At 50.3% G+C, this 26,663-nt stretch carries 29 protein-coding genes and 1 rRNA gene; 13 read left to right on the top strand and 17 right to left on the bottom strand.

Going from position 1 to position 26,663, the window contains the following annotated elements:
- Nucleotides 1-32 precede the first annotated feature (32 nt).
- From ABD852_RS16055 to ABD852_RS16080, 6 genes are all read right to left on the bottom strand, one after another.
- The gene (locus ABD852_RS16055) at nucleotides 33-671 is read right to left on the bottom strand and encodes a phosphoribosylanthranilate isomerase (RefSeq protein WP_345030716.1); all 639 of its coding nucleotides are present in this window, start codon (nucleotides 669-671) and stop codon (nucleotides 33-35) included.
- Between the two features lie 15 nt (nucleotides 672-686).
- Nucleotides 687-1,499: an indole-3-glycerol phosphate synthase TrpC gene (trpC, locus tag ABD852_RS16060; RefSeq protein WP_345030718.1), complete on the bottom strand. Its 813-nt coding sequence runs from the start codon at nucleotides 1,497-1,499 to the stop codon at nucleotides 687-689.
- Between the two features lie 3 nt (nucleotides 1,500-1,502).
- Nucleotides 1,503-2,237, bottom strand: coding sequence for a carboxylesterase family protein (locus ABD852_RS16065; RefSeq protein WP_345030720.1), 735 nt, complete (start codon nucleotides 2,235-2,237; stop codon nucleotides 1,503-1,505).
- Nucleotides 2,238-2,275: 38 nt separating this feature from the next.
- Nucleotides 2,276-3,268, bottom strand: a complete 993-nt coding sequence (trpD, locus tag ABD852_RS16070) for an anthranilate phosphoribosyltransferase (RefSeq protein WP_345030722.1) — start codon at nucleotides 3,266-3,268, stop codon at nucleotides 2,276-2,278.
- Nucleotides 3,269-3,324: 56 nt separating this feature from the next.
- A complete protein-coding gene (locus ABD852_RS16075; RefSeq protein WP_345030724.1) occupies nucleotides 3,325-3,891 on the bottom strand; it encodes an anthranilate synthase component II in 567 nt (188 codons plus the stop codon).
- Nucleotides 3,892-3,968: 77 nt separating this feature from the next.
- Nucleotides 3,969-5,378, bottom strand: coding sequence for an anthranilate synthase component I family protein (locus tag ABD852_RS16080; protein WP_345030726.1), 1,410 nt, complete (start codon nucleotides 5,376-5,378; stop codon nucleotides 3,969-3,971).
- Nucleotides 5,379-5,759: 381 nt separating this feature from the next.
- Between ABD852_RS16080 and nth the strand changes: the two genes are divergently transcribed.
- Entirely contained in the window at nucleotides 5,760-6,407 is a 648-nt protein-coding gene (gene nth / locus ABD852_RS16085; protein ID WP_345030728.1) for an endonuclease III, read from the top strand.
- A 146-nt stretch (nucleotides 6,408-6,553) separates the two neighbouring features.
- Nucleotides 6,554-7,408: an FKBP-type peptidyl-prolyl cis-trans isomerase gene (locus ABD852_RS16090; protein ID WP_345030731.1), complete on the top strand. Its 855-nt coding sequence runs from the start codon at nucleotides 6,554-6,556 to the stop codon at nucleotides 7,406-7,408.
- An 84-nt stretch (nucleotides 7,409-7,492) separates the two neighbouring features.
- Here the strand turns inward: ABD852_RS16090 and ABD852_RS16095 are convergent, their stop codons facing one another.
- The 3 genes from ABD852_RS16095 to ABD852_RS16105 all read right to left on the bottom strand — a co-directional run bounded on the left by ABD852_RS16095 (nucleotide 7,493) and on the right by ABD852_RS16105 (nucleotide 11,086).
- Nucleotides 7,493-8,722 carry a metallophosphoesterase family protein gene (locus ABD852_RS16095; protein ID WP_345030733.1) on the bottom strand — a complete coding sequence of 410 codons (1,230 nt, stop codon included), beginning with the start codon at nucleotides 8,720-8,722 and terminating at the stop codon, nucleotides 7,493-7,495.
- Nucleotides 8,723-8,788: 66 nt separating this feature from the next.
- On the bottom strand, nucleotides 8,789-9,505 hold the full coding sequence (locus ABD852_RS16100) for a hemerythrin (RefSeq protein ID WP_345030734.1): 717 nt from the start codon (nucleotides 9,503-9,505) through the stop codon (nucleotides 8,789-8,791).
- Between the two features lie 105 nt (nucleotides 9,506-9,610).
- Complete coding sequence (locus ABD852_RS16105) at nucleotides 9,611-11,086, bottom strand: arginine deiminase family protein (RefSeq protein ID WP_345030735.1); 1,476 nt, start codon at nucleotides 11,084-11,086, stop codon at nucleotides 9,611-9,613.
- Nucleotides 11,087-11,286: 200 nt separating this feature from the next.
- Here ABD852_RS16105 and sufC point away from each other — a divergent pair, with 200 nt between their 5' ends.
- The 7 genes from sufC (at nucleotide 11,287) to ABD852_RS16140 (ending at nucleotide 17,134) form a co-directional block, all read left to right on the top strand.
- Nucleotides 11,287-12,045 (top strand): Fe-S cluster assembly ATPase SufC, encoded by a 759-nt coding sequence (gene sufC / locus ABD852_RS16110; protein WP_345030736.1) that lies wholly within the window; start codon nucleotides 11,287-11,289, stop codon nucleotides 12,043-12,045.
- A gap of 32 nt (nucleotides 12,046-12,077) precedes the next feature.
- Nucleotides 12,078-13,400 (top strand): Fe-S cluster assembly protein SufD, encoded by a 1,323-nt coding sequence (gene sufD, locus ABD852_RS16115; RefSeq protein WP_345030739.1) that lies wholly within the window; start codon nucleotides 12,078-12,080, stop codon nucleotides 13,398-13,400.
- 62 nt (nucleotides 13,401-13,462) lie between these two features.
- Complete coding sequence (locus ABD852_RS16120) at nucleotides 13,463-14,692, top strand: aminotransferase class V-fold PLP-dependent enzyme (protein WP_345030742.1); 1,230 nt, start codon at nucleotides 13,463-13,465, stop codon at nucleotides 14,690-14,692.
- An 11-nt stretch (nucleotides 14,693-14,703) separates the two neighbouring features.
- Nucleotides 14,704-15,132, top strand: a complete 429-nt coding sequence (locus tag ABD852_RS16125; RefSeq protein ID WP_345030745.1) for a SufE family protein — start codon at nucleotides 14,704-14,706, stop codon at nucleotides 15,130-15,132.
- A gap of 12 nt (nucleotides 15,133-15,144) precedes the next feature.
- Nucleotides 15,145-15,465 carry an SUF system Fe-S cluster assembly protein gene (locus ABD852_RS16130; protein WP_345030747.1) on the top strand — a complete coding sequence of 107 codons (321 nt, stop codon included), beginning with the start codon at nucleotides 15,145-15,147 and terminating at the stop codon, nucleotides 15,463-15,465.
- A gap of 48 nt (nucleotides 15,466-15,513) precedes the next feature.
- Nucleotides 15,514-15,942, top strand: a complete 429-nt coding sequence (locus ABD852_RS16135; protein ID WP_345030748.1) for a BrxA/BrxB family bacilliredoxin — start codon at nucleotides 15,514-15,516, stop codon at nucleotides 15,940-15,942.
- A gap of 91 nt (nucleotides 15,943-16,033) precedes the next feature.
- A complete protein-coding gene (locus ABD852_RS16140; protein WP_345030750.1) occupies nucleotides 16,034-17,134 on the top strand; it encodes a vWA domain-containing protein in 1,101 nt (366 codons plus the stop codon).
- 17 nt (nucleotides 17,135-17,151) lie between these two features.
- Here the strand turns inward: ABD852_RS16140 and ABD852_RS16145 are convergent, their stop codons facing one another.
- Entirely contained in the window at nucleotides 17,152-17,796 is a 645-nt protein-coding gene (locus tag ABD852_RS16145) for a response regulator (RefSeq protein WP_345030752.1), read from the bottom strand.
- Nucleotides 17,797-18,084: 288 nt separating this feature from the next.
- Here ABD852_RS16145 and ABD852_RS16150 point away from each other — a divergent pair, with 288 nt between their 5' ends.
- Complete coding sequence (locus ABD852_RS16150) at nucleotides 18,085-19,425, top strand: sensor histidine kinase (protein ID WP_345030753.1); 1,341 nt, start codon at nucleotides 18,085-18,087, stop codon at nucleotides 19,423-19,425.
- Nucleotides 19,426-19,433: 8 nt separating this feature from the next.
- Here the strand turns inward: ABD852_RS16150 and ABD852_RS16155 are convergent, their stop codons facing one another.
- From ABD852_RS16155 to ABD852_RS16180, 6 genes are all read right to left on the bottom strand, one after another.
- The gene (locus ABD852_RS16155) at nucleotides 19,434-20,609 is read right to left on the bottom strand and encodes a methionine aminotransferase (RefSeq protein WP_345030754.1); all 1,176 of its coding nucleotides are present in this window, start codon (nucleotides 20,607-20,609) and stop codon (nucleotides 19,434-19,436) included.
- A gap of 2 nt (nucleotides 20,610-20,611) precedes the next feature.
- The gene (locus ABD852_RS16160; protein ID WP_345030755.1) at nucleotides 20,612-21,862 is read right to left on the bottom strand and encodes a peroxiredoxin family protein; all 1,251 of its coding nucleotides are present in this window, start codon (nucleotides 21,860-21,862) and stop codon (nucleotides 20,612-20,614) included.
- A gap of 7 nt (nucleotides 21,863-21,869) precedes the next feature.
- Nucleotides 21,870-22,427, bottom strand: a complete 558-nt coding sequence (locus ABD852_RS16165; RefSeq protein ID WP_345030756.1) for an RBBP9/YdeN family alpha/beta hydrolase — start codon at nucleotides 22,425-22,427, stop codon at nucleotides 21,870-21,872.
- Nucleotides 22,428-22,508: 81 nt separating this feature from the next.
- Nucleotides 22,509-23,402, bottom strand: a complete 894-nt coding sequence (locus ABD852_RS16170; RefSeq protein ID WP_345030757.1) for a Ppx/GppA phosphatase family protein — start codon at nucleotides 23,400-23,402, stop codon at nucleotides 22,509-22,511.
- Between the two features lie 98 nt (nucleotides 23,403-23,500).
- Nucleotides 23,501-24,895: a hypothetical protein gene (locus tag ABD852_RS16175; RefSeq protein ID WP_345030759.1), complete on the bottom strand. Its 1,395-nt coding sequence runs from the start codon at nucleotides 24,893-24,895 to the stop codon at nucleotides 23,501-23,503.
- On the bottom strand, nucleotides 24,885-25,499 hold the full coding sequence (locus ABD852_RS16180; RefSeq protein ID WP_345030761.1) for an RNA polymerase sigma factor: 615 nt from the start codon (nucleotides 25,497-25,499) through the stop codon (nucleotides 24,885-24,887). The genes ABD852_RS16175 and ABD852_RS16180 overlap by 11 nt, the downstream gene beginning before the upstream one ends.
- 196 nt (nucleotides 25,500-25,695) lie before the next feature.
- Here ABD852_RS16180 and ABD852_RS16185 point away from each other — a divergent pair, with 196 nt between their 5' ends.
- Genes ABD852_RS16185 through ABD852_RS16195 form a run of 3 tightly spaced genes read left to right on the top strand, consistent with a single transcriptional unit; the run spans nucleotide 25,696 to nucleotide 26,317 of the window.
- Nucleotides 25,696-25,881 (top strand): hypothetical protein, encoded by a 186-nt coding sequence (locus tag ABD852_RS16185; RefSeq protein WP_345030763.1) that lies wholly within the window; start codon nucleotides 25,696-25,698, stop codon nucleotides 25,879-25,881.
- The gene (locus ABD852_RS16190; protein WP_345030765.1) at nucleotides 25,875-26,054 is read left to right on the top strand and encodes a hypothetical protein; all 180 of its coding nucleotides are present in this window, start codon (nucleotides 25,875-25,877) and stop codon (nucleotides 26,052-26,054) included. Before ABD852_RS16185 ends, ABD852_RS16190 begins: the two co-directional genes overlap by 7 nt.
- Nucleotides 26,048-26,317, top strand: coding sequence for a hypothetical protein (locus tag ABD852_RS16195; RefSeq protein WP_345030766.1), 270 nt, complete (start codon nucleotides 26,048-26,050; stop codon nucleotides 26,315-26,317). Before ABD852_RS16190 ends, ABD852_RS16195 begins: the two co-directional genes overlap by 7 nt.
- A 114-nt stretch (nucleotides 26,318-26,431) precedes the next feature.
- Here the strand turns inward: ABD852_RS16195 and rrf are convergent.
- Nucleotides 26,432-26,539: ribosomal RNA gene (gene rrf / locus ABD852_RS16200) — 5S ribosomal RNA — on the bottom strand.
- Nucleotides 26,540-26,663: the final 124 nt, after the last annotated feature.

Genomic DNA, 26,663 nt, shown 5'->3' on the forward strand with positions numbered 1-26,663 from the left:
TCTTCTTACGGCCCGTACATGGCCACCCGGGATCACTCCTCTGTTTCCGGCCTGATTTTCTGGATAAAAGCCCGGACTTCATCAATATTTTTATAGCCGGGCTGCGATTCAAATTTGCTATTAATATCTACCCCGTAAATGGGCAGCGATTTTGACAAGGCAAGCACCTCGTCTATATTATCGGGACCGATTCCTCCACTCAGGAAAAATGGTTTTTCGTTGTCATATTTCTTCAGGATATTCCAGTCGAAAGCGACACCGTTACCGCCCGGTTTTTTGCCCGGTGTGTCGAAAAGGAAAAAATCGCAGTACGGCTTGTAATTGTTGAGCATGGCAAAGTTAAAATGCTCATCCATCAGGAACGCCTTGATAATGTTCACCCCTTTCTGCCTGATGCTGCGGCAGAAGTCCGGCAGCTCGCTGCCGTGGAGCTGCACATATTGCAAATCATACTGTTTGACCACGGAAAGGATATAATCGGGGCTGGCATTTACAAAAACCCCCACCTTGTTGATCTGCTTCGGAATAGACTTTATTGTTTCGTCATCCAGCAACTGACCGACATAGCGCGCGGATTTTTCATAAAAAATAAACCCGATAAACGCCGGCCGAAGCGCAACAAGCGCTTCAATATTTGCGCGGTCACGCATTCCACATACTTTCACTTTCATAGTCGAACAGGTTTGTTATGCATGTTTGGGGGCGCGGGAATTCACAATTTCCTGCTGAAGCCCGCGAAGCGCAGCGGCGGGATCTCCGGTTTTCATAAAGGTCTCGCCGATCAGAAACCCGCGATACCCCGCTTCAAACAGGGTCCATATGGTCGCAGCGTCTTTAAGCCCGCTTTCCGATATCTTGACAAAAGAGTCGGGGATACGCCCGGCCAATTCAAGCGAGACGTCCACCGAGGTTACAAAATTCTTCAGGTTACGGTTGTTCACGCCCACCATGTCTATCGAATCACACAGCGATTGTTCCAGCTCCGCTTCATCATGGACCTCCAGCAACACTTCCATACCAAGGTCATGCGCTTTCCGGCTAAGGTCCCGTACTTCCGCCGGTGTCAGGCAGGCCGCAATCAGCAAAACCAGATCGGCTCCGATCGCCCTGGCTTCATACAGTTGGTACGCATCTACTACAAAATCCTTCCGCAGCATAGGGATTCCGGGGTTCTCCATCCTGGCGGCAATAAAATCATCAAAGCTTCCGCCGAAATAATTCTTATCGGTCAGCACGGACAATGCCGCAGCGCCCGCATCGGCATATCCTTTGGTTACTATTTCAGGGCGCACTGTGCCGTTAATAATCCCTTTGGAGGGCGATTGCCGCTTGAATTCAGAGATAACGGCCGGCATTTGCGCCGTCTTCAAAACCGATTTCAGCGAGTTTACAGGCTTTGAAAACAAAGGCCTGCGCTCCAGGTCGGCAATAGAAACTTCCGCTTGGGCTGCGGCGATTTCCCGCCGTTTGTTCGCAACTATTTGTTCGAGAATATTCATATGCTACTTTTTCCGGGAATGGCTCAACAGCCACTCCAGCAATCTATACTCATTTGCCGGATCATACACGAAATGAATGGCATGCCCCTCTCCTTTTAACCGTGTGTATTTCACCTGGCCGCCACAATCCTTTAATACTTTTACTTTCTGATCGGTTTCGGCAACAGGAACCACGTGGTCTTCTGTTCCATGGAAAGTCCAGACAGGAACGTCTTTCAACTTACACAACTGGAAAGTATCGCTTGCCCAGGCACATAATGGCGCCAAGGCCGCGAATGTTCCCGGGTGTTGTTTGGCTACATCAAAAACACCGCCGCCGCCCATGCTCACTCCCGTCAGGTAAATCCGGTCTTTGTCAATCCTGAATTTCCCGGCTACCTCCTTCAGAAGCGGCACGGACCAATCGTCGGAAGACCAAAGCTTCCCGGTAGGACATTGCGGGGCTACCAGGATAAAATCAAACGCAGCGCCGTCTTCCGCCATCCTGGGTAAACCGGCTCCTTTCACCAATGCGAGATGATTTCCCCTGGCAGAACTGCCGTGCAGGTAAACCACCAGCGGGTATACTTTCTTTGAGGCGTTGTAATCTTTTGGCAGGTAAACCAGGTAAGGGTAGTGGTCCGTCGAGGCGTCGCCCGGCGTAACGTCGCCCGGTTGGTTTCCTCCTCCGGCCCCGCAACCTGCGGCTGCCGAGAGAGCCCCTGCGATTATTGCCACCAGGAAAACGAATCTGATCATGTTCTACCCTTAATAAAAATCAAAAATAACCAAGATTATCAGGAAGCTTCCAGGAATGACTTAAAATGTTGCAGGGCTTTCCCGCTTTCCAGCGCTTCCCTGGCCCGGAGCATCTCGGTATCGAGCGTGGAAGACGGGTTTGCCGCGTATAACGCCAGCCCTGCGTTGGCAATTACCACTTCTTTTTGTGCTTCGGTGGCGGTGTTCCGCAGCACCGCTTCAAAAATCCCTGCAGACTCCGCTACGGTTGTCCCGCCCGACAACAATTCCGGGGCCAGCACGGGAAATCCCAGGTCCTGCGGGTGGATCACCTCATCCTTCAATGCCGTGCTGATCTTGAACGGTCCCGTAAGGGATACCTCATCATATCCGTCCAGACCGTGCACTATCAGAAAGTTTTTGTCGGTCTGTTGATATAAATACGCATACAAACGCATAATTTCCAGGTTAAAAACACCTATCAGCTGCTTTGAAGGCATGGTTGGGTTCACCATCGGGCCCAGGATATTAAAAAAGGTTTTGATCCCCAGCTGTCCTCTTACGGGCCCCACATTTTTCAAAGCGGGGTGAAACATAGGCGCATGCAGGAAACACACACCGGACCGCGAAATCGTCCGTTTCAACACCTCCGGATCATTCGTAAACGGCGCTCCGAAATACTCCAGGACCGTTGAAGAGCCGCAAAGCGACGACACTCCGTGATTCCCGTGCTTGGCCACATTCTGCCCGGCTGCCGCCACGACAAAGCACGAGAGGGTGGAGATATTGAAAGTATCCTTTCCGTCCCCACCCGTACCGCATACGTCCATGGGGTCAAATTCCGAAAGATCTATCGGCACACGTAATTCAAGCAATGCGTCGCGGAAGCCCTCAAGTTCTTCTACTGTAATATTCCGCATTACAAAGGCCGTCATAAACGCAGCCATCTGCACCTGGTTATAGGTACCCCGGGCAATGCCGATGAGCACTTGTCGCGCCTCCTCCCGGGTCAGGTGTTTGTACTCAAACAAATGGGTCAGAATATCTTTCATTTACTTTGCTTATTGATCCATACATTGGTTTCGGCTACTCCTGGTTTGCCTGGTTGTCAGGCCTGCAACCAGTTTTGCAGCATTTCCTTTCCGAAGTCGGTCAGTACCGACTCGGGGTGGAATTGCAACCCTTTTACATCGTATTCGGTATGGGAAATACCCATCACCCTTCCTTCCGCATCGACCGCGGTAATTTTCAATGTATCCGGCAATGACTCCGGCACTACGGTCCAGGAGTGGTAGCGGCCCGCCCGGAACGTTTGCGGAACACCTTTGAACAATCTTTCTGAAGGGTCCGCCACGGTAATATCATGGCTGACCCCGTGCAGAACATCGGTCATGTTCTCCAGTGTGGCGCCGAACGCCTCGGCGATGCCCTGTTCGCCCAGGCAAATGCCCAGAATGGATTTCGTTGCCGCATACGTTTTGATCACCTCCTGCATAATTCCCGCCTCTGACGGAATGCCCGGACCCGGCGATAAAAGTATCTTGTCGTAGGCATTCACCGCTTCCAACGCAATCTTGTCGTTCCGGATCACTTCCACATTGGAGTGAAGCTCCCGTAGGATATATACCAGGTTGTAAGTAAAAGAGTCGTAGTTATCAAGAACCAGAATTCGCATATTGATAAGGTTTGAAAATTAGGTGTGAGGGGTGAGGTATGAGGTGTGAGGGGTGAGCGCTCAAACCTCACACCTCCCTACAGTGCCTCCGCTTCGTTTACTGCTTTTCGGAGCGCGGCGAGCTTGTTATTAATTTCCTGTAATTCGCTTTCTATATCTGATTTGGCCACCACGCCCATACCGGCACGGTAGTAGAGCGTATTGTCTTTGCTCAGGAAAGTCCGGATGGCTATGGCATGATTAAAATCTCCGTTGAAACCCATAAACCCGATAGCTCCGCCGTAAATACTCCGGTTAGTGCTTTCCAGTTTGTCGATTATGGTCATGGCCATGTGCTTGGGGGCACCGGAAAGTGTGCCGGCAGGAAAAGTATCTGCTACCAGCTGCAGCGAATTGGTTGAATCGTCCATCGTGCCCGACACCGTCGATACGAGATGGATCACATGGGAATAGTACTGTACCTCCTTGTAGGTTTCTACCCTTACGTTGTCACAATTGCGGCTCAGGTCGTTCCGGGCCAAATCTACCAGCATTACATGCTCGGCACTTTCTTTCGGATCATCCAGCAACTTCTGAGCGGCGATTGCATCGGCGGCATCATCGCCTGTCCGTTTGAAAGTACCTGCAATAGGATGGATTTCGGCTCGGTTTCCCTTGATAAAAATCTGTTTTTCCGGCGACGACCCGAAAATCCGGTAGCTGCCATAGTCAAAATAGAAGAGATAGGGAGATGGGTTAATGGAACGGAGCGCTCTGTATACGTTGAAGTCATCGCCCCTGAATTTGCGGCTGAAGCGTCGTGAGGGAACAATCTGGAATACGTCTCCGCGCAGGCAGTGATCAATACACTTTTTTATAACGCCGCGCATTTCGTCGTCGGTAGCGTTCGATGTCTCGGAAGAGGTAGTTTTAAAATCGTAATCCGGAATATTTCGGTTGCGTATCAATACCTCAAGGCGGTCCAGGCCATCGCTAAAATCCTGCCCGCCATAACTGTGCTCAAAAAGATACAGTTCATTTTTGAAATGGTTGATGGCGATTACGTAGCGAAAAATCTGGTAAAATACCTGGTCAACCTCCGTTTCCTTTTCTTGCGGCTGCAGGGAAATATCCTCGAAATAGCTGACGGCATCATAGCTGAGATGCCCGAACAAGCCGTTCGTGATAAAGGGAAAGGGATGGTCTTCGACAGTGAAGCGCGCCGAGAAACGCTGTAATTCTTTCACGGCGTCTTTGGGCCTTTCGAGGTCAAAAACCTCCTCGGATCCGTCGGGGAACCGCTGGCTCACCCGTCCGTTATTAATCTTGAAAGATGCTACCGGCTCGCAGCAGATATAGGAAAAAGAATTGGATGCGGTATGATAATCCGAGCTTTCAAGCAGGATGGAATTGACAAATTTATCGCGCAGCTGCAGGTAAATGGAAACCGGGGTGATGGTATCTGCGAGCAGCTTTTTGTACCTGCTTTTAATCTTGTAAGTCGTCATTATTGAAAATTTCTTGTTTTAAAGGTTTAAGCCGCGGCGAACCGCTATGAGCGCTGGGTTTGAGGTTTAATGGCGGCTCGTGCCCCTGCAGCTCAGGCCTGATACAGCAACGGCCCGTTGTCTGGATGGACAACGGGCCGCAAGTTTGTTTACTTTTATATTAAACCGTAACTACATAGCGGGGGTGTCCACCGAAGTGAAAGAGTTGTGCCACCACCACAATACTATATTCGCTACTTTGTTCATTATCTGATTTTTCTATATCTCCCGCAAATGTAAATATGCTGACGGAATAAACGAAACCTTCTCCCCGGATTTTTTATTAAATATTAATAATTTTGCACCGCACACGCCTGTCGTACAGGTGTATTGGCTTTTATCATGCTTAAAAAAGAACGCTTCAAGCGGTTTATTGCGTATTTCTCCGTTAATTTTCCGGACCCTCAGACGGAGCTGGTTTACGGAAACCCCTACGAATTGCTGGTAGCGGTAGTGCTGTCGGCTCAATGTACCGACAAACGTGTCAACATGGTTACGCCGTTGCTTTTTGAACGGTTCCCGGACGTTCCCACGCTGGCCGCCTCCACCGCCGAGGAGGTTTTCAACTATATAAGATCCATTTCTTATCCCAACAATAAAAGTAAGCACCTGGTCGGCCTCGCAAAGATGCTGCAGGAAGAATACGGGGGCGAGGTTCCGGCCCGGATCGACGATCTGCAACGTTTGCCGGGAGTCGGGCGTAAAACTGCTAATGTAATCGCATCGGTAATTTTCAACCAACCGGCAATGGCCGTCGATACCCACGTTTTCCGGGTTTCGCACCGGCTGGGGCTCGTTCCGAAAACGGCAACAACGCCGCTTGCAGTAGAAAAAGAACTGGTGAAGTTTATTCCGAAAGACCTGATCCACAAGGCACACCACTGGCTGATCCTCCACGGTCGCTATATCTGCCTGGCCCGAAGCCCCAGGTGCAGCGAATGTCAGCTCCGGAGTTTTTGCAAGTATTACGAGGCGAGGAATCAGGAATAAGACGTGGGGTGAGGGATTGGATGAAAGTTTTCAGAGTACTACAACCAAAACGGTATCAAAGCGCTCTTTAATAAACAATTTAAATTTAATGCAACGTCAGGCAGGGTTCGATCTTCTTTCCTGGCAGAAAACAAGAACCAATTTTCATGAAAAGGACAGTAGTAGCAAGTATCTTAATTCTATGTGTGGCGTATCTTACCTCCTGTATGAAGGGAGTGGACGAGGTAGAGAAACAACAGGAGAACGAAAAGCAAATCAAGGAGTACCTCACCGCAAACGGCCTGATCCCTTCCAAGGATACATTGGGCATGTATGCCATGATGGAGAGTTTTAACCCGGGAGCAAGAAAACTCACTCTTGGCGACTCTGTCTCGGTCAACTACGAGATTTTCAGGCTGGACGGCACCAAAGTAACCGGTAGCGAATCGGGCAAGCCGCTGGTTTTCCTGCACGGGTATGCGCCTATTTATGCAATGGATTTTGTAGCTACCTGGATGCGTGTCGGTGAAAAAGTTACGGTGCTGGCCCCCTACTACCTTGCCTTTGGTTCAGGCGGAAGCTCTGACGGCAAGGTGCCGGCCTATTCTCCGATACGGCTGGTAATGGAAATTGTGCACACCAAGAGCGAAAACGACCAAATTGTAGAGTATATCGCGAAAAACAAGCTCACTGTAGACTATACGACTCCCGAAAATATCAGGATTGTGCGGCTCAACCAGGTGACCGGCGATACCCTCGGTATGGGAAAACAGATTACGGTTGCCTATAAAGGTTACCTGCTGAGCGGCAAAAAGTTTGATGAAGGTGCGTTTAACCACCTGACCGGCTCGAACCAGGTCATCAAAGGATTTGACAAAGGGCTCAGGAACATGAGGCCTGGTGAAAAAGCCTGGATTATTTTCCCTTCCGCACAAGGCTATGGCGCTTACGGCACAGAAGACCGGAGAATCCCCGCCTTTGCCCCGCTCGCATTTGAAGTGGAAATTACGAAGGCAAATTAGATAATGAAGCCACGAATTCACGAATATCGGTTATTCGTGAATTCGTGGCTTAAATAATTTAGAGGGCCCCGGCTTTGCTGTATCCTAATACCAACTCAATTTGGGTGTATGCCGGAGTACCTCATGACGGAGTGCGCCTGTCTCCAGCTCCACCTCCCATTTTTCCTCTAAAATCAGGTTGCTTTCCAGGTCTTTATAAGAGGCGGTCAATTGGTTTCCGCGGAAGGTCAGCGCGACATAGGCGTTATATCCTACCTGGTGCCTGCGGATTTTCTTCCGCACGCGCCGGTCGTAAAAATCAAGCTGCCCGATCACCTCGCGGTCTCCGGGTTCGTCGGTTTCTACGGGCATTCCCCCCACGCCGATGCACCGGCCATAGATAGACAAGCCCCTACACACCTCACGGAACTTATACCCGATCAGTCGGTGTTCATGTCCCCAGAACCAGATAGCCGGCCTCGACGCGCCGGCCATCAAAGCCGCAATCTGTGATGCCGGCCTCGGGTATTCCTTCCGAAATCCTGACAGGACGGGGTGATGCGACAAGAAGATCAATCCCCTTTTGTCATGGGGGTCACCCAGCCGGACCTGCTCTTCCAGCCAATCGGTCTGTTCTTTTCTCAGGTGGGAATCAGGCGCAAACAATACCTCCAGCAGCGGGTGTCCAACCGAAGTATAACCGGTATCGAGCCCTATTACTCGCCAAAAGTCGTTTTCCAGGCAAAAGAAACCCGCGCGCTGCGTATGTTTGACATCGCCTTCCATGGCGTACATTGCCGTCAGCAGGTGGTCAAAAAAAGCGTTGCCGTTGGAATACATTTCATGGTTACCGGAAAGCGCCAGGCTCCCCGACTTGCCAAAATACCAGGAAGCATGCGGAGCCGTAAAATTCTCCCTGATTTCCTCACGCGTTCCCACATAATAAACGTCTCCCAGGTGAAGCGTATAGCCGGGCATGTCCTGGGCCACCAGGTGTGCAATCTGATCGGATTCCCTGGTATCGTTTGCCCAATCTGAAAGCAGTGTCACCGTTACCGCCCCCTCCTTATCTGACGGCTGCATCCGGTAAACACCGTTATCGCCGTCTACCGGGTAGAACGGATAAGCATGGCGTTTGCCAAAACGGCTTTTCAGGTAATGCCAGGCGAAACCAAAAATGTTGGTCTTGAAAAATTCGTCCAGTCGCCGGGTTACGGAAGAGGTCTCGGCAACGTGCTTTTCATACAGTTTCTGCTGGGTTTTGGCGTGGTTTTCGGCCGCCGTATGCCCCAGGTTCAGGTACTTATCAGATGTGTTTTCCGAGCGTTCTGGCATTTTACCGGCTCATGTGTATTCAAAACCAGGCCGGTATCTGCTGACCGGAATAAAATATCGGATCGCTTATAACGCTTCTCTCAATTTCTTCTCAAGCTCTTCCGCCAAGGGAACGAGCACATGGTCCTCAATAATAGCGTGTTTCCGAAGCTCCATTTCAAAGAGCTCCACCTGGTTCAGGAAAATCCGGTACGGAAGCGGCGGCGCCTCGTTTCCTTCCACGAAGCTGTGGATAATCACGCTTACCTCTTTCAGCTCATCCTCTACCTCGTCGTGGTGCTCACTAAAGCTGGCTATTGAGTTTTCTCCGAGTATCGCCCTCACTTCTTCCTTGCTTAACCCCCCTTTTTCCGCCAGGATAAGCTTTTTGATATAGGGTAAAACGAGGCTTTCTTCCAGTTTAAAGTGCTTTACCAGCTTGTTTTTATATTGGTTGAAAAACAAGGCGAGGCTCGCCAGCAGCTGGTGGGTCTGCCCGAACTTGCTAAAAATATGCAGCAGCGACTGCTCCAGTTCGGGAATTTTCTTGGTCAGGTAATACCGGTGGGAAGCATGGATATAAGCCACAATCTCCTCAAGTGAAAAACGCCGCAGCTTTTGATGAAAAAAATCGGTATCGCTGTCGGTATCGTACAAATCCAATATAAGCTCAACAAGCTCATGATTCAGCTCTATCCCTTCAAATGCCGGGCGTTTGGCCGCAGAGGTTTCGTCCAGGCGTTCGGTCACCAGCTCATACATTTTGGTAGTGGAGATCAGTTCTTCGTACGTTCTCGGATTCATAGCTCAAACACTTTAATTTTCTCTAAAGTTATTATCTTTTGGAAAAAAGCAAAATGACTTCAGTGGCAAACGGCATAAATAAGCCGCTTTTCCTGTAATACGGAATCATTCCAAACCCGGGATTCCCTCCCGGCAAAGCGGCAGGCTCATGCAATGGAACCCCCCTCTGGCCCGTGAAAGCTCTGCCGAAGGGAGCTTGATCAATACGTTCCGGAGTGCCTCCGGTTTTCTCTCCCCGCTTTCAAAAGCATGCAGGAGGGTTTCCGCATCAATCGTTTCAAACCCTGCCTCCCGGAACGCCTGCAGCGTCATGTCGTTCCGGTCGTAGCCCAGCACCACACCGTCGCGTATGGCCAGCAGGTTACAGGAGTCCGTCCATTGCTCACGGTCACTGAAAGGGAACTCGCCTCCGCCCGAGTAGATAAACTTCACCGGTTCAGTCGCACCCAAATCTTTCCGGCTGATTTCTTCAAGCAGATCTTCCAGGTTTTCGAATCTGCCGGGGATTTCCTCTCCGTTGACAAACTGGAGAATTTCCAGTTCCTCTTCAATTTCCTTGCCGGCAAAAAAATGCAGCACATCCTTTTTCCGCTGGCGGTCACTGTGTCTGCCCAGCGATTTCAGCAATACCCACACGTTACTTTTAACCTGGGTAAAGATGGTATCAATGTGCATATAATCCCGTTTTTTGGGGATTTTGATTACCGTAACTTTCTCTACCACCTGCTTGTCGAACAACAATTGTATGGTTTGCTGCACGGCCAGCAAGGAAGTGCGCTCGCTATACCCGATCAGCAAATGGTGGGGCGCAACAATCATGACATCGCCGCCTTCCATCGTAGCCCGGTGAAATTCGCTGCTGTACTTGTCTTCCGGGAGCAGGAACGGCCTGGTATTGTCCGGAAGCTCCAGGATATTCTTCCTGCTCTCGCTGAAAAAGGGGTGATTGAAGAAAATATACTGCGCGAGCAGCGACTCCCGGGTGCGCACGGTTTTCGCAGGCTTGTTCAGAAGGATATGCCGGTTGATCACAATCCCGATGTCCCTCGTAAAAATCAGGTTCGGCAGGGGCGCGAAGAGCATCGAACGATCGGGAAGCGTGCCCGAGATAAAAATCCGGGCCAGTTCGGGCGCATCGAACTGCTCCAGGTATTCAAGCGTTTGGTAAGAGCGCTGTTCTATACCGCAAATAGACGAAATCAACCTCACTCTCAGTGTTTTATCTTCCAGTATGTCCGCAAGAAGAGTTTCAAACTCCACTACATGGCCGGAGTCGAAATAAGCCGCATTTCCCGGCTTGAAAAAATCACGCTCCTCATTCATCATCGACTGCCGGGACCTGTTTTGTACTTTCTCCGGATCAAGGAACCACAGCAATAGCAACACGTAATAATCGTACTCTTTCCTCCTCATGGTGTCAAGATGAACGATGTCCTCGAACAGCCAATCCTGCGCCTTCGAGGGAATCACCTTTCCGAGGCCGCGGTCGGGACTATGAATCAGTACTTTTTTTAGATTTCCGATTTCTGAAGATACCGCTATCTCCGGCACGGTGTCCGTTTGTCGTTGTTGATGTATCACGCCAGGCTTATAGTTGATTTGACTCAGAGCCTATTTAACAGATTGCGCATAAAAAACCAAATTTTCGGAACGACTCCGCGGAGGAATCGGTTCATTAGATGAGTACCAGGGGGAAATCGGCCGCCGCGTTTTATTAAACGGCCAATCCTTTGTACTTTTGTATTCTTTTTAGTTTTTTGAAAACGTCATTTGCCAGGCATATGCTTAAAATTAATGGTCTCCGGGCTTCGATAGGAGACAAGGAAATACTAAACGGGATCAATCTGGAAATCAACCCGGGGGAAGTACATGCGATCATGGGACCCAACGGTTCAGGGAAAAGTACCCTGGCGTCTGTCTTGGCCGGACGCGAGGATTATGAGGTTACAGGCGGCAGCATTACCTATAACGGGATTGATCTGCTGGAAAAGTCGGCCGAGGAGCGTGCCGCCGAAGGCATTTTCCTGGCCTTTCAATATCCTGTGGAAATTCCCGGCGTAACCACCATTAACTTTCTCAAAACCGCGGTAAACGAAATCAGAAAATACAACGGAAAGGCCCCCCTTGACGCTGCCCAGTTTTTGAAGCTCGTCAAAGAGAAGGCCAAACTCGTCAACATGAACGATTCCCTGTTGAAGCGGGCATTGAACGAAGGCTTTTCCGGCGGAGAGAAAAAGCGGAATGAAATTTTCCAGATGGCGGTGCTGGAACCCACGCTCGCCATTCTCGATGAAACAGACTCCGGTCTTGATATCGACGCGCTCAGGATTGTATCCGAAGGCGTAAATAAATTACGCTCCCCTGAGCGATCCACCATAGTGGTAACCCACTACCAGCGTTTGCTTGATTATATCGTGCCCGACTTTGTACACGTGCTGTACAAGGGCCGTATTGTAAAGTCTGGACCGAAAGAGCTCGCCCTGGAGCTGGAAGAGAAAGGTTATGACTGGATTAAGAAAGAAGCGGCAGACGCGGTTTAATCCTGGAAGTTTCAGGTTCAAGTACCTTTTTTATGAAAGAAATTAACACCCTGACGGCTGCGCTTTCCGAAGACTTCACGCAAATGGAGACATCGGCCGGCGGTCACGCAGCTACCCCTTTTTTCGGACAACAGAAGGATGCCTTTAAACAGTTTGAAACACTGGGCTTCCCCACTACGAAAAACGAGGAATGGAAATATTCAAGCGTAAAAAATCTCGTTAACGAGCGTTATTCGTTCAACACGGTCTCTGATTTGAGCGAGGCAGATTTGGCTGCGCTCAGCATTCCGCACCTGGAAGGCAACCTGTTGTATTTTCTCAACGGTGTTTTTCAGCCCCATCTGTCACAGATTATTTCGCCCGCCGAGCAGGTGCTGATCCTTCCGCTCCAGGAAGCGTTTGAGCGCTTTCCGGACCTGGTCGAGCAGTATTTTAACCGCCTGGCGAAAAATGAGGAGGAGGCATTTACCGCGCTCAATACGGCTTTTGCCGTAAACGGATTGTTTATCCACGTCCCTAAAGGAAGAATTGTTGACCAGCCGATCGTCCTGCGCTTCGTCACCGACGCCCGCAAGGAAAGCAGCGGCGTATTCTCACGGATGGTGGTTGCCGTGGAGGAAAATGCACAGGTCCGGTTTGTGGAATCCTTCAGAACTGTAGGCGAAAACAAGTCACTGACCAATACCGTAACCGAGGTGCATGTAGCGGAATCTGCCAACGTGGAATACTACAAGGTGCAGATAGAATCTGAGAACGCGCATCATGTGGGCACTACCCAGGTGCGGATGCTTGATAAAAGCCAGTTTTATGCTGCTACCGTAACGCTTGACGGAGGGTTTGTACGCAACAACCTCAATATTGAAATAGACGGCGAATTCTGTGAGGCGCACATGTACGGCCTGTACCTGCCCGATGGCAAACAGCACATTGATAATCACACGCTGGCCGACCACCGAAAGCCCAACTCTTACAGTAGTGAACTCTATAAAGGCGTGCTGCTGGACCAGTCGGTAGGTGTTTTTAACGGTAAAGTGTTTGTACGCCCGGATGCGCAGAAAACCAATGCCTACCAATCGTGTAAAAACGTGGTGCTTTCTCCGGGCGCCAAAATGAATACCAAACCGCAGCTCGAAATTTTCGCCGATGACGTGAAATGCTCGCACGGGACAACCACCGGGCAGCTCGACGATGAGGCTCTCTTTTACCTCCGGTCGAGGGGAATCCCGAAAAAAGAGGCTTTGGGCCTCCTGATGTTTGCGTTTTGCGAAGATGTACTCAGCAATATCCGCATTGCACCGGTACGCGAATACCTGGAGAAAATAGTAGCCCAAAAGCTGAACGCAGAAAACGAGTAGCGGCTTGACCGGTTTTTCCCTGTAAGGACCCGGAGCGTTGTTACTGAAAATTTTAGCGGATTATGACGACTCAGAAACTGGATATAGATGCTGTCAGACAGCAATTTCCGATACTTCACCAACAGGTAAACGGCAAGCCCCTGGTTTATTTTGATAACGCCGCGACGACGCAGAAACCGAAAGAGGTCATCGATGCGCTTTCTCAATATTATACCGGCTATAATGCCAATATTCACCGTGGTATCCACACGCTGGCGGAGAAAGCTACCAGTGCGTTTGAGGCCACCCGTTCGGCCTTCCGCACTTTTCTGAACGCTGCCGGTACCGAAGAAATTATCCTCACTTACGGCACTACCGACGGGATCAACCTGGTGGCCCAGACTTTCGGCCGCAGTTTCATAGGAAAAGGCGACGAGATCCTCATCAGTACCATGGAGCACCATTCCAATATTGTGCCCTGGCAAATGCTCTGCGAAGTAAACGGCTGCGTGCTTAAGGTAATCCCGGTGGACGAAAGCGGCGAGTTGGATATGGCGGCTTTCGAAAACCTTCTGTCTGACCGTACCCGCCTGGTTTCGGTAGTGCACGCCTCCAACGCGCTCGGGACCATTAACCCGATAACCGAAATTATACGCAAGGCACATCATGTCGGGGCTAAAGTTCTGGTAGACGGCGCCCAGGCGGCTTCCCACCTTACTATTGACGTCCAGGCCCTGGACGTTGACTTCTATGTGCTTTCGCTTCATAAGATGTACGGCCCTACCGGGGTTGGCGTACTTTATGGAAAAAAGGACCTTTTGAATAGCATGCCGCCCTACCGGGGCGGTGGCGAAATGATAAAAGAGGTCACTTTCGCCAAAACTACCTACAACGATCTTCCCTATAAATTTGAAGCCGGAACACCGAACATTGCGGATGTCGTGGCTGCGCGGACTGCGATTACATTCATAGAATCGCTCGGGAAAGACCGTATTGCGGCACATGAACTGTCACTTCTGCAATACGCAACCGATGCGCTTCAGGGCATAGACGGGCTCAGGGTTATCGGTACCGCAAAAAATAAAGTCAGCGTTCTATCATTTGTCATCAAAGGTGTTCACCACCAGGACCTGGCCGTCATACTGGACCAGCAGGGAATTGCCGTCAGGACCGGCCATCATTGCACCCAACCCCTGATGCAACGTTTCGACATTACAGGAACCACCAGGGCCTCTTTTGCTGTTTATAATACAACTGCCGAAATCGACCGGCTCAGAGAAGGAGTTGAACGTGCGGTAAAGATGTTGAAATAGCGAAATAAAGCATGACCATAAACGAGAAGCAGGACGAAATTGTTGAATCCTTCGAGCTTTTTGACGAACCGTTGGACAAGACCCAGTATATCATCGACCTGGGTAAAAAACTGCCCGCTATGGACGGGAAATACAAGACAGAGGATCACCTGATCAAAGGTTGCCAGTCGAAGGTTTGGCTCGGAGCTGAACTGAAGGGGGACCGGTTGTACTTTTACGGCGACGGCGAGCCGGAGGCGCAGATTGCCAAAGGCCTGATCAGCATGCTGATAGATGTTCTTTCGGGCCACGGGCCGGAAGAGATAGCGGGTGCGGACCTGTATTTCATTGAAAAGGTCGGAATGAACAATCTAGTCACTTCAAGAAGGGCCGGCGGTCTCAGTTCCATGATTCAAAGAATGAAGCAGTACGGCGAGGCCTACGCCAGACTGCTGGCATAAACTACCATAATAATGTCCGAAACAGCAGACGAAGTTCTGAAAGAACAAGTCGTAAAAGCAATAAAAGAGGTGTACGACCCGGAAATTCCGGTCGACGTGTATGAGCTGGGGCTGATCTATGATCTCAAAATTTTCCCGGTAAATAATGTCTACGTTCTGATGACGCTCACCTCGCCGTCCTGCCCTTCTGCAGGTTCGCTTCCGGGCGAAATCGAGCAAAAAATCCGTGAGGTACCGGGAGTAAGCGACGTCAGTGTCGAGCTTACCTTTGACCCGCCCTATTCTACGGAGATGATGTCCGACGAAGCAAAACTGGAACTGGGTTTTATGTAACCTGGTCCGGGTACAACGATTTCTAAATAAAATAAACATTTCTTTACTATGTATCCGCCACAATTAGTTGCCCCCATGAAAGCCGACCTTACAGGGGCGGGTTTTACGGAATTGCTTACTTCCGAGGATGTTGACAATTTCTTTGCCAATGCAAAGGGAACCACGCTTGTCATGATCAACTCGGTTTGCGGTTGCGCCGCAGGTGCTGCCAGGCCGGCCGTTAAAGCTGCTCTCGCGCACAGCGACGTAAAACCGGATAACCTTGTCACGGTATTTGCGGGTGTTGACCAGGACGCCACTGCGAAAATGAGGGAATATACCCTGCCCTATCCGCCGTCATCACCGGCGATCGCGATTTTCAAGGACAAGAACCTGGTACATTTCATTGAAAGGCACCACATAGAAGGTCGTTCAGGTCAAATGATCGCCGAACACCTTGTAGACGCTTTTCAGGAATTCTGCGGCGAAAACGCCTGATTTCCTGCCAGACGCTTCTCTGTACCGCTGGTACGGGGAAGCGTCTTCACATAGCACTGCACTGACTGGCAAACTATTTCCTGGCCTGCCCATGACCGGTCACCTTTTCACCGCCTACCTTTCCGAAACCAAAGCTACTTCAGCCGGCTTTGACCAGCTTCTCAAAATCTTTGAGCAGTTAATGCTCGCCTCCGGCGATCCGGCACAGGCAATGACCTGGCTAAGTGAGCTGGACAGCCGGTACAAGCTAACCGGAGATCAATACGGAATCGGGGACTTTTTTAACGACTTGTTGGAAAAAGGCTATCTGCAGCAAAAGGAAACGCCGGGGGGTTCATTTACCCTGAGCCCGAAAATGGAGCAGAACATCCGCCGAAATGCCCTTGAGGAAATTTTCGGGAAGCTCCGGCGGTCAAAAAAAGGAGGCAATCATTCCACCCCGTTTTCAGGTGCCGGTGACGAGCTCGGCAGCGACTTGAGGCACTATGAATTCGGCGACAGCCTGGACCAGATTGCGATGCAGGAATCCGTAAAGAATGCCCTTGCCAACCATGGTACCGGTGATTTCACGCTGATGGAAAGCGACTTGCAGGTGGTAACCAAAGAACAGAAATCTTCCACCGCTACGGTCGTCATGATTGATATCAGCCATTCCATGATCCTCTATGGGGAAGACCGGATTACCCCGGCCAAAAAGGTCGCGCTGGCACTTTCCGAGCTGATCCGCACCAGGTACCCGAAAGACTCGCTTGACTTTATCGTTTTTGGAAACGATGCCTGGGAAATTCAGTTGAAAGACCTGCCTTACCTACAGGTAGGCCCCTACCACACCAATACGGTTGCCGGCCTTGAGCTCGCAATGGACCTCCTCCGCAGAAAAAAGACCCGGAATAAGCAGATTTTCATGATTACAGACGGCAAACCGACCTGTTTGAAAGAAGGAATCCGGTACTATAAGAATGCTTTCGGGCTGGACCGGAAAATACTTAATAAAACGCTTACGATTGCCTCGCAATGCCGCCGGCTGGATATTCCGGTTACGACCTTTATGATCGCGTCCGATCCGTATCTCCAGCAATTTGTGAGGACTTTCACCCGCGTAAACAACGGTCGGGCCTATTACAGCAACCTCGACGGGCTGGGGGGATTCGTATTGGAAGACTTTCAGCGCAACCGACGGAAGACGTTGTAGGCGGCGAAGAAAAACGCTCACACTACCAGCTTCATTTTCGCGATCAGCTCCACCACGTTGTTCACTTTTAATTTCGTGAAAATACGGGATTTAAAAGTACTCACCGTTGATAGCTGAAGATTCAGTATCTGGGCAATCTGCGCCGTGCTGTTTCCCTTGATCAGGAGGGTAGCCACATCCATTTCCCGTTTCGAAAGCGTATTGACCATCGCCATATCACTCGATTCGCTGGTCACTATAGAATCCAGCATTGCCTGCTGCAGGTTCGAACTGATGTATTTCTTTCCCTGCTGAATGCATAAGATGGCCCTTTCCAATTCTTCTTCCGGAGATTCCTTGGAAACAAAGGCATTGGCCCCCGATCGTAAATAGGGGATGGCATAAATCCGCTCGCTGAAACCGGTAAAAATAAGGACGGGCACGCCAGGATCCTTTAGCCGGATCGTCTCAATCATTCCTACATTGTTTCCACCCGGTATATCGATATCAAGAATAATCAAATCAAACTTTTCCTTCCGCATTTGTGACAACAACCCCTCAAAATCTACCGTATAAAAAAGCTCCGCATTTATTCCCCGGTTTTTCAGCAAAATCTCTATACCAACCTTCACAATCACATGGTCGTCTGCTACTAATATTTTTGAAATCTGATGTGTAGTCATTTTATGATAGATGTGATCCTGAATTTCTCATCAGGAGAAAGGGTTTGGGCACAAACGAATACGAAATAAGCACAAAAGTAGGAAAGAAAAAATGAGATAAACCGAAATCGCTTCCACCACATCCACAGAAAAACTTTTATCGACCCTTTTTGAAGGTTATATAAATGCATTCTATGAGGTCAGGAAATAATTAATAAAAGTTATTCTACAAATAAAATAAAAAGTGTACTATTTTTACCATTTTTATTTCCCGATAGCCCCCAAGTTTTGCATCAATCCCACAACCCTATGAACATCCATACCGGGGAAAAACGCCATGTTTCCTTTTCTGATCACCGTATTTTACGTTTTTGGAAATACCTGGTCGGCAGTCCTGTGGCATTCCCGCTCCAAGCCCGCATATATCATTCCATTTGCCTTATGGTGATGCTGGTAATGGCTTACAACATACCCTTCAGCCTCCTGATAGGGTTACACTGGCTGGCCGCTGCAGCCTGCGTTCTCACGGTTCTGCAATACTATCTTTTCAGGCTTTCGCGGTTTGGCGGGAAAACCGACGTGAGCCGAACCTTCACATTATTGCTGTTTTATATCTTTTTCGTTTACAATTACTTTTCAAATTCCGGTATTAACGGATCCGGGATGTTGTCATTCGCATCATGGGCATTTATCGCTATGGCCATAACTCCGCCCAGACAACAATGGTGGGCGGGGGCCTTCATCGCCATGTCGGTCGTGATGGTTATGATTTACGAGTACAATTACCCGGACACCGTGCAGAACACCTACAAAAGCCTGGAGGACAGGTTCATTGATATCGGATCGACCATCCTGGTTTTTATCTTTCTCTCGATTATAACTTTCACCTTTGTTATCAGCAATTATACGAAAGAGCGCAACACGGCGTTGCAAAAAGCGAATCAATTGAACCTGTCAAATCTCCGCAAAGACAAGTTGATTTCGCTCATCTCCCACGATTTCAACGCCCCGCTGAGGAACGTCAAACAGTACCTGAAATTATGGCGCGATCACGAACTGGACCACGATAAAAGAGAGTTATTGGAAAAGGAATTGCTTCGCGTCACCACCGACACACAGAACCTGCTCCTCAATTTGCTCTCGTGGAGTCGAAACAACCTCGACAATGAAGAAGATATCCGGTTGGCACCCGTGGTGGTCTCAGACGCGCTGATTGATACCTTTAATGTGTACAATGGTATCGCTTCGGATAAGGGCCTCCAACTCTCTACCACCATTTCAAGCGACGTCGTGGTTTCCGGAGATTTCGAAAGACTGGAAATCGTCCTGAGGAATTTAATCAGCAATGCCATTAAATTCACAAGCCAGGGGGGGACAATAAATGTCGGCGCCACCGATCGGGGTGATGCCTGGGAGATTTCCGTCACCGACAATGGCGTTGGTGTGGATGCTGAAAAGGAAGCGCTCTTATTCAAACAACACCTCCACCCCGACCTGGGTACCGAACGTGAAAAAGGCGTTGGAATCGGGCTCACAATCTGCGGGGAATTTGTGGCGGCTATGGGTGGCGAAATCGGTTTCCAACGTCTTCACGACTTGTCCGTATTTTACGTCAGACTACCGAAAGCAGGCCTTGATTCAGCCGCCTGACACCGGCCTTACCATTGTATTTTGCACAGCCTTTCACCTGCGGCCAGCAATGTGTCGTCATCTTTGGCAAAACAAAACCGGATCATTTTCCCTCCTTTTGGATGACGGTAAAAAGCTGAAACCGGGATCGCCGCCACCTGTGTTTCCCTGGTAAGGCGTTCCACCAATTCTCTGTCGGTTTCATCGGTCAGCCCTTCAAAAGATACCGTCTGGAAAAAGGTACCTTTTGCCGGTGTAAACCGGAACCTTGTCTGTTTCAAACAATCATTGAAAAGGTTTCTCTTATGTTCATAGAAAGCGGAAAGCCCGAGATAGTGCGCCTTCTCCCGCAACAGGATATCTGCCAGGGCGAATTGGGCCGTTACAGATACACTAAAGGTGAGGAACTGATGAACTTTACGGAACTCGCACGTCAGGCCTTCCGGCGCATAACAATAGCCTACCTTCCATCCGGTAATGTGGAATGTCTTTCCGAATGAACCGATAACAAACGCCCTGGGCGCCAGTTCCTCATGCATCATCACGGAAAAATGCGCTCCGTCAAAGACGATGTGCTCATATACCTCATCGCTGATGACAAAGATACCGGTTCCTCTTACCAGGGCGGCAAGCCGGTCCAGGTCTGACTTTTCCCAGACCAGACCGGTCGGGTTATTAGGCGTATTGATGATAATCAGCCGGGTTTTGGGAGAAATCAGCCTAGCCAGCTGCTCCCAATCCATGCAAAAATCCGGCGACTCAAGCGTGAGATAAACCGGGATACCGCCGCAAAGCCGGATAGCAGGCGCGTAGCTGTCATAGGCCGGTTCTATAACGATCACCTCATCCCCTATGCCCACTACCGATGAAATCGCGCAAAAGAGGGCCTCAGTCGCACCGGAAGTAATCGTGATCTCGGTTTCGGGATTATACGCCGCACCATAGAGCATCACTGCCTTTTCAGACAACGCCTCCCTGAGCGCCGGTACCCCCGCCATAGGCGCATACTGGTTCGTACTGTGTTTCAAGTGATGAACCAACCTTTCCGTCAAAAAGGCAGGCGGGTCAAACGCAGGAAAGCCCTGAGACAGATTGAGCGCATTATACTGCTGCGCCATCTGCGACATGGTTGTAAAAATGGTAGTGCCGACATCGGGAAGCTTCGATTTCAGCCCGGCACTGAAGGTCAATTGGGGTGCGGTCATCACTATTCAGCGGGTTCGGCGAGCCATTTGTCCATCTCACGATTCCACCTGACGACAAATTCCTCGTAGAACTTACCCGTCCCCCTCCCGGAGAAGCCGGTATGTATGGCTTTTACCTTCCCGTCACGGCCCACTACAATAGTGGTAGGAAAAGCCAGGAACCTGTTCAGCGCCTTAAATTTCGACTGAACGTTGGTGCTGTCGGTTGTACCGCCATACAGGATCTCATACCCGATATCATATCGGTCGATCATTCGGCCCAGTAATTTCCCGGCGAGCGCAAAATCGTCTTTCATTTCAAAGGCAACGCCCAGCACTTCCACTCCCCTGTCTTTATTCTTCTCATACCAGGGATTCAGAAACTCTATCTGATCGCGGCAGTTGGGGCACCAGCTTCCCAGGATTTCGATAACCAGCACCTTCCCTTTGTACCGGGAGTCAGTGGTAGAAACCGTGTCGCCCTTCAGGTTGGGCAATCTGACCTCCAGCTCCCTGAAGCCCGGCTTCAGGTAGGTCAGACTATACGCATCCGCCAGCGCTGCTGATTCGTTCCGCTCGCCGGAGAAATGCAATGCCTTGGTTCCGAACCCGATACTACCGCTTATTTTCCCTGACTGATCTATTTTTCCTTTAACCAGGGTGACCCCCATGCCGCTAAAGCCGGACAGCCAGAATTCGTCACCGCTGATTTCCCCGGCAAGATCACCGGTATCGCCGGTTATTGCGAGCACAATTCCTTTCAGGTCATTACCCTCTTGCAAAAGCGTTGCCACCCGGTTAGCGGCATCGCCCTGCCGTTCGGCAATTTTTAACGACCAGTTCCCGGTAAGGTCAGCAGCCGGCTTTTTCCTGTCCTCCGGCCTGACAAAGCGATAGTTCTTATTCTGCTCGGCTTCAAACCTGAGGACCCGGGAAGTATTGCCCGGCGTCAGGTCCCGATATTCCCCTGTCAGACGGCCATCAGGCTGAATTTTCGCGAACAACCTGTATTCGAATGTCTCGGGCGAAACATGGATCGAGTCATTGCCCACATAGCTGACTTCATAGTGATCTTCCCGGCTTCCTCCAGGTACCACGAAAGAAGTTTTCCCGTCAGTAGCAGAGAGTTTAAAAAGGAAAGGGACGGGTTCGTCATCTACCCAGAATACGCCCCGCCAATCCCCGGTTTTAAGCTCCTGTTTCCGGTTGCTGCATTGAAAAAAGGCAATCATCGTGATGATCGCCGGCACTAACCATTTTAGATTTCGCCACATAGCACCATTATTTGGTTGGTTTCACTTTATTCGTCAGGTCTTTCAAAACCCTTTGCCCGAAAGACCAGTCACCGAGTCCTGAAGATGCGTTGATATGACCTTGTTCACCCACTTCAATAAATTCACTGCCCCATTTTTCAGCAAAATACGCCGCCCGGCCCGCCGTCATATAACGATCGTTTGTACTGGCAACTACCACGGTCGGGAAGGGAAGTTTTTGTATCGGGATAGGCGCAAAGCCCTCCACAAACGACAACCGTTCGGATTGTTCGGCGTCGGCCGGGGCTACCAGGAGAGCGCCGACCACTTTTTCAGACGCGTAGTGCCGGCTCCAGTGAACGGCTGTAAGGCACCCCATACTGTGCGCCACCAATATCACCGGCGAGCTTGCCTGAAGCAAGCGATCATTCAGTCGTTTGGTCCATTCGGTCATAACCGGCCAATCCCAGTTGTCCTGTTCCACCCGGTTGAAATCACCTGGTCGTAACTGTTCCCAAATGGTTTGCCAGTGCGCCGCATTCGAACCTGCAAGTCCGGGTATTGTCCAGTATTTGATTCCAGCCATTTCGTTGATTTGATCCGGCGAATTCATCGCGTCGGAAAATACTTGCCGGCCTATTTTGCTAACAGATCCGGATTGATCCGCCTACTTCATCACAGCAGGTTTCTTTTTACGGAGATGTCTTTCATAAAGCAGTTGGAGAATACCGTCTTTCAAGCCCACATCCGGCACTTTAACGACTTCGGCCCCTGACCACTCCATTGCAGCTATGTAGATATCGCCTGCAGGAACAACAACATCGGCCCGGTCCGGGTTCAGCATCAGCTTGTTGATCCGGTCTTCTAACGAAAAAGAAGCGATATAGTCACGCATCCGTCTTATCTCCTCCAGGCTGGTGGAATGCTCCGTCAATTTGGAAGAGAGATCGAAAAGCTTGTTGATATTGCCGCCGGTCCCGACAGCTTTCACCGGGATCGCATAGTTAACATGGTCCTGGATCCAGTTTTGCATGGCTTTCCAGGCGGATTTGGATTCCTTTCCCTCAAGAAGCCGTACCGAACCCAGCTTAAAAGACTTGGATGCCATTTTAACCTGGTCCATGTACAGGTTCAGCTCGGTACTGCCGCCGCCTACGTCCACATGCAGATACTGACCATTGTCCAGCGCTTTTACAACCACGTTGTTGGTCAGCTCCGCCTCTTTTTGCCCGTCAATAATGTTGATATGGATGCCGGTTCTTCCTGCAATCCTGTCACGCACCTCCATCCCGTTAACCGATTCGCGCATCGCCGAAGTGGCACACGCCATAAAATCCTCTACTTCATGAAGCTCCATCAGCAGCTGGTAGGCCAGCATCAGCTTGACCATCCTGTCTTCACTGTATTCGGTTATTCGCCCTTCAGTGAAAACGTCATGGCCCAGCCGCAGCGGGAAGCGCACATATTCAACTTTCTTTAGTCGTGTGACGTCTGACTGTAAAACGGATGAAATCTGCATGCGTGCAGCATTCGTTCCGATGTCTATTGCAGCAAATTTCACGGGCTAGGCTAGCTTAACTTTTTGCATTACTTGATATCAAATCCCAAAGTAACACACAAAAGTGCGTTTTCCCAACAGGACCGGATTGGCCCGATCTTTCACTTTCCTATTTGGTACAGGATCTTCAGCCTTCCCCCGAAAGCCCGGCCGGCATCCAGATAGGGGATATCATCCTTCTGGAAATGGTAAAAAACTTCACCCTGGAGAACGAGTGGATCGAAGCGCTTCTCAAGCCCCAGCACCGGGCTTACGTTGTTGACTATGGGGTAGCTCATTTTCCTGTACTTTAAGCCGGAAATTTCCCTGACACGATAGCCGTCCCAGAAATCATAGCCGAGGCTCTGCCTGAATTTCAGGTTTACGTGCGTCGATACACCGGCTGCAACAGAAAACCCGGCGGGTAATGCATACCGGTAGGAAAGCGCCACGGGAAGCTGGATCAGTGTCGTCTGTGTTTTTATGTTCTGTATGTCTGAACTGTAGGGCATTCCCCCCCCAAACGTCTTCCTGAAATTTTGCCCGGTTTCGTGCCCGAAAACCCGTTCGTTGAAAAACCTGACCTGGTCATAACGGGTTTGCGATATACCCCAGGCAATTGAAATGTTCCGAAACAAAAGAAATTCGTTTACAAAACCGAGTGAACGCATGCTGGGGGTGGTACTAACCGAAATACCTACACGGTACGGGCGTTCTGTTATAAAAGTAGGCAAAGCCCGTTGCTGTTCTGCGGGTTTCGAAAGCTCCTCTGCCTTCGGTACCGCCCCGGCGCCTGGCAGGGACTGTTGTATAGCCGGATGACTTTGGGCTGCGCTTTTTGCCGGGACAGCCCAAGCCACCTCTCTCCTCCCGTTGACAGGACCCATCGAAGCCGTCCATTTTGTTCGCTCCACCGCGTTTTGGGCACCCGAAGTAATCTGGGTGATTTCCGGGATAGATCTGTGCCCAGAGGAGGAAAAACGGCTCTCTGCGGCCATCTGCGGAACGGTGCCCGGCTCGCCGGCTTTCAACGCTTGTACTTGACGAACAGCCGGCCGGTGGGGTTGCTCAAAAGCTTCGGCATATTGGCTTGGCCGATGGACTTTTTCCGTTGGCTGTTCGGGTTCCTCCGGCACTCCCTGAATCTCACCGTAATCGATGCCGGGTTGCTCAGGATCTGCATTTACCAACGCCTGGTCTCTTTCTTCCCGGAAGCCGGAATCTGCCGGCAAGCTATTTAACTCCTTTGTCAGTTTCCCGACCGCGTGCCTGAGACTGACCAGCTCCGACTCAAGGGCCTGGTTCTGCCGATACAACACGCCGCAGACGCCCATCATGGCTACCAGAACACTGGCAGCTACCCCGTAGGCAACCCATTTCCGGTTCCTGCCGGTTAAAACGACAGGTTCTTGCAGCGCGCTGTATTTCTGAAAACTATTCCAATCCCGATCGGTGACCTCCGGTTGAATCGCCTCCAGCTTTTTCCGTATAGTTTCGTCAAATCGATTAGTTTTCATTTTGCTTAAAAGACCTAAGTTCCCAATCACCTGGAAAAAGATCGGGGTAATATTGTCGGATGAGGTGCTGCAGCCGGGTTCTCGCCCGCATGTAGTGCGATCTAACGGTTGCCTCATTAATCTCAAGCATTTCTGCTATTTCGCGGTGGTTATATCCTTCTACCACGTGCAATACAAACACATTGCGATAGACAGGTTTCAGAATTTGAAGCAGAGCAATGATCTCCTCGCCGGTCAGGCGTTCGATCGTATGGTCATCAAATTTCGGTACAGGGGCATCCTCGAGCGTGATACGGTCGCGGGTATGTTTATTGTTCTTCCGGTAGTAACTGATCGCCGTATTCACCACGATCGTCCTTACCCATGCTTTAAAGGGTTGACCCGGGTCGTATCGTTGCAGATTCTGAAACACCTTCAGAAAAGATTCATTCAAGACCTCTTCCGACTCCTCGTAGGAAGCACAATAACGAAGGGCGACTCCTTTTACAAAGCCAAAATATTGTTTAAACATCGCCTGTTGAGCCAGGCGATGGCCTTCAATACAAGCTTTCAGCAGGCTTGCAAAGTCATTCTCCTCAAAAGATGACCCCGATCTTCGTAGCAATTTGCCTAAGTGTTTACTTTCTAAGACAATATACCTTACGCCCGATCGCAGGTATTTGTTTCAAAACGGTAAAAAAATCTTAGTGATCAGGGGATGTGCCATCGCGGCTGTAGTTCCCTCGTCATCCTGAGAGAGAAGTTTTTTTGCCGAAACACCTTGGAATAGAAATGACAAATAAATGTTGTCGAGGTAGTCAATGGTAGCCGGAGGCTACCACCCGGACGGTCATCCTGAAGCGGAGCGCAGCGGAGTCGAAGGATCTCCTGTTGGTACTAAAAAGCCCGTTGAAAGGGATTTGGTGCAGGGAGGGGGAGATTCCTCGGCTGCGCTCGGAATGACCGTCCGGTCGGAGCGGCTTCAAACCTGTTGTTGTCAATGGTAGCGCATCTGCCGGATGGTCATCCTGAAGCGGAGCGCAGCGGAGTCGAAGGATCTCCTGTTGGTATTAAAAAGTCCTCTGAAAGGGATTGGGTACGGGGACCGGGAGATCCCTCCACTGCGGTCGGGATGACCGGCCGGTGGGAGCGGCTCCAAACCTGTTGTTGTCAATGGTAGCGCATCTGCCGGATGGTCATCCTGAAGCGGAGCGCAGCGGAGTCGAAGGATCTCCTGCTGGTACTAAAAAGCCCGTTGAAATGGATTTGGTGCAGGGAGCGGGAGATTCCTCGGCTACGCTCGGAATGACCGTCCGGTCGGTGCGCCCCAACCATCGCGTTATCAATGGTAGCGTAGCGGAAGGATCTCCTTTTGTCACTAAGAACCCTGTTCGAGGGATTGGGTACAGGGACCGGGAGATTCCTCCACTGCGCTCGGAATGACCGTCCTGTAGCCGTCCGTTGCCAGCCTCACGGCTCACACCTCATCCCTTACACCTGACCGCCCTAACGCAAAAAAGGAGACCCTTTTTTAGAGTCTCCTTGTCTTGGTAGTGATTGTGGCGGTTACCTACTTTGCCGGTTTCCCGGTATCATCGGCGGAACGGGGCTTAACTTCTCTGTTCGGTATGGGAAGAGGTGAACACCCGCCCTATCGCCGCCAACAAAATCTTTAAATTTCAATGACGTCTTGCAATCAAGTATAAAATAGCCTCTCTTAAATAAGCAAAGCCGGTAATTAACAGGATTTTCTCAGGCAATTAGTACCTCTCAGCTAAGCATGTTGCCA

Source organism: Ravibacter arvi (assembly GCF_039540405.1).
Taxonomy (GTDB): Bacteria; Bacteroidota; Bacteroidia; order Cytophagales; family Spirosomataceae; genus Ravibacter; species Ravibacter arvi.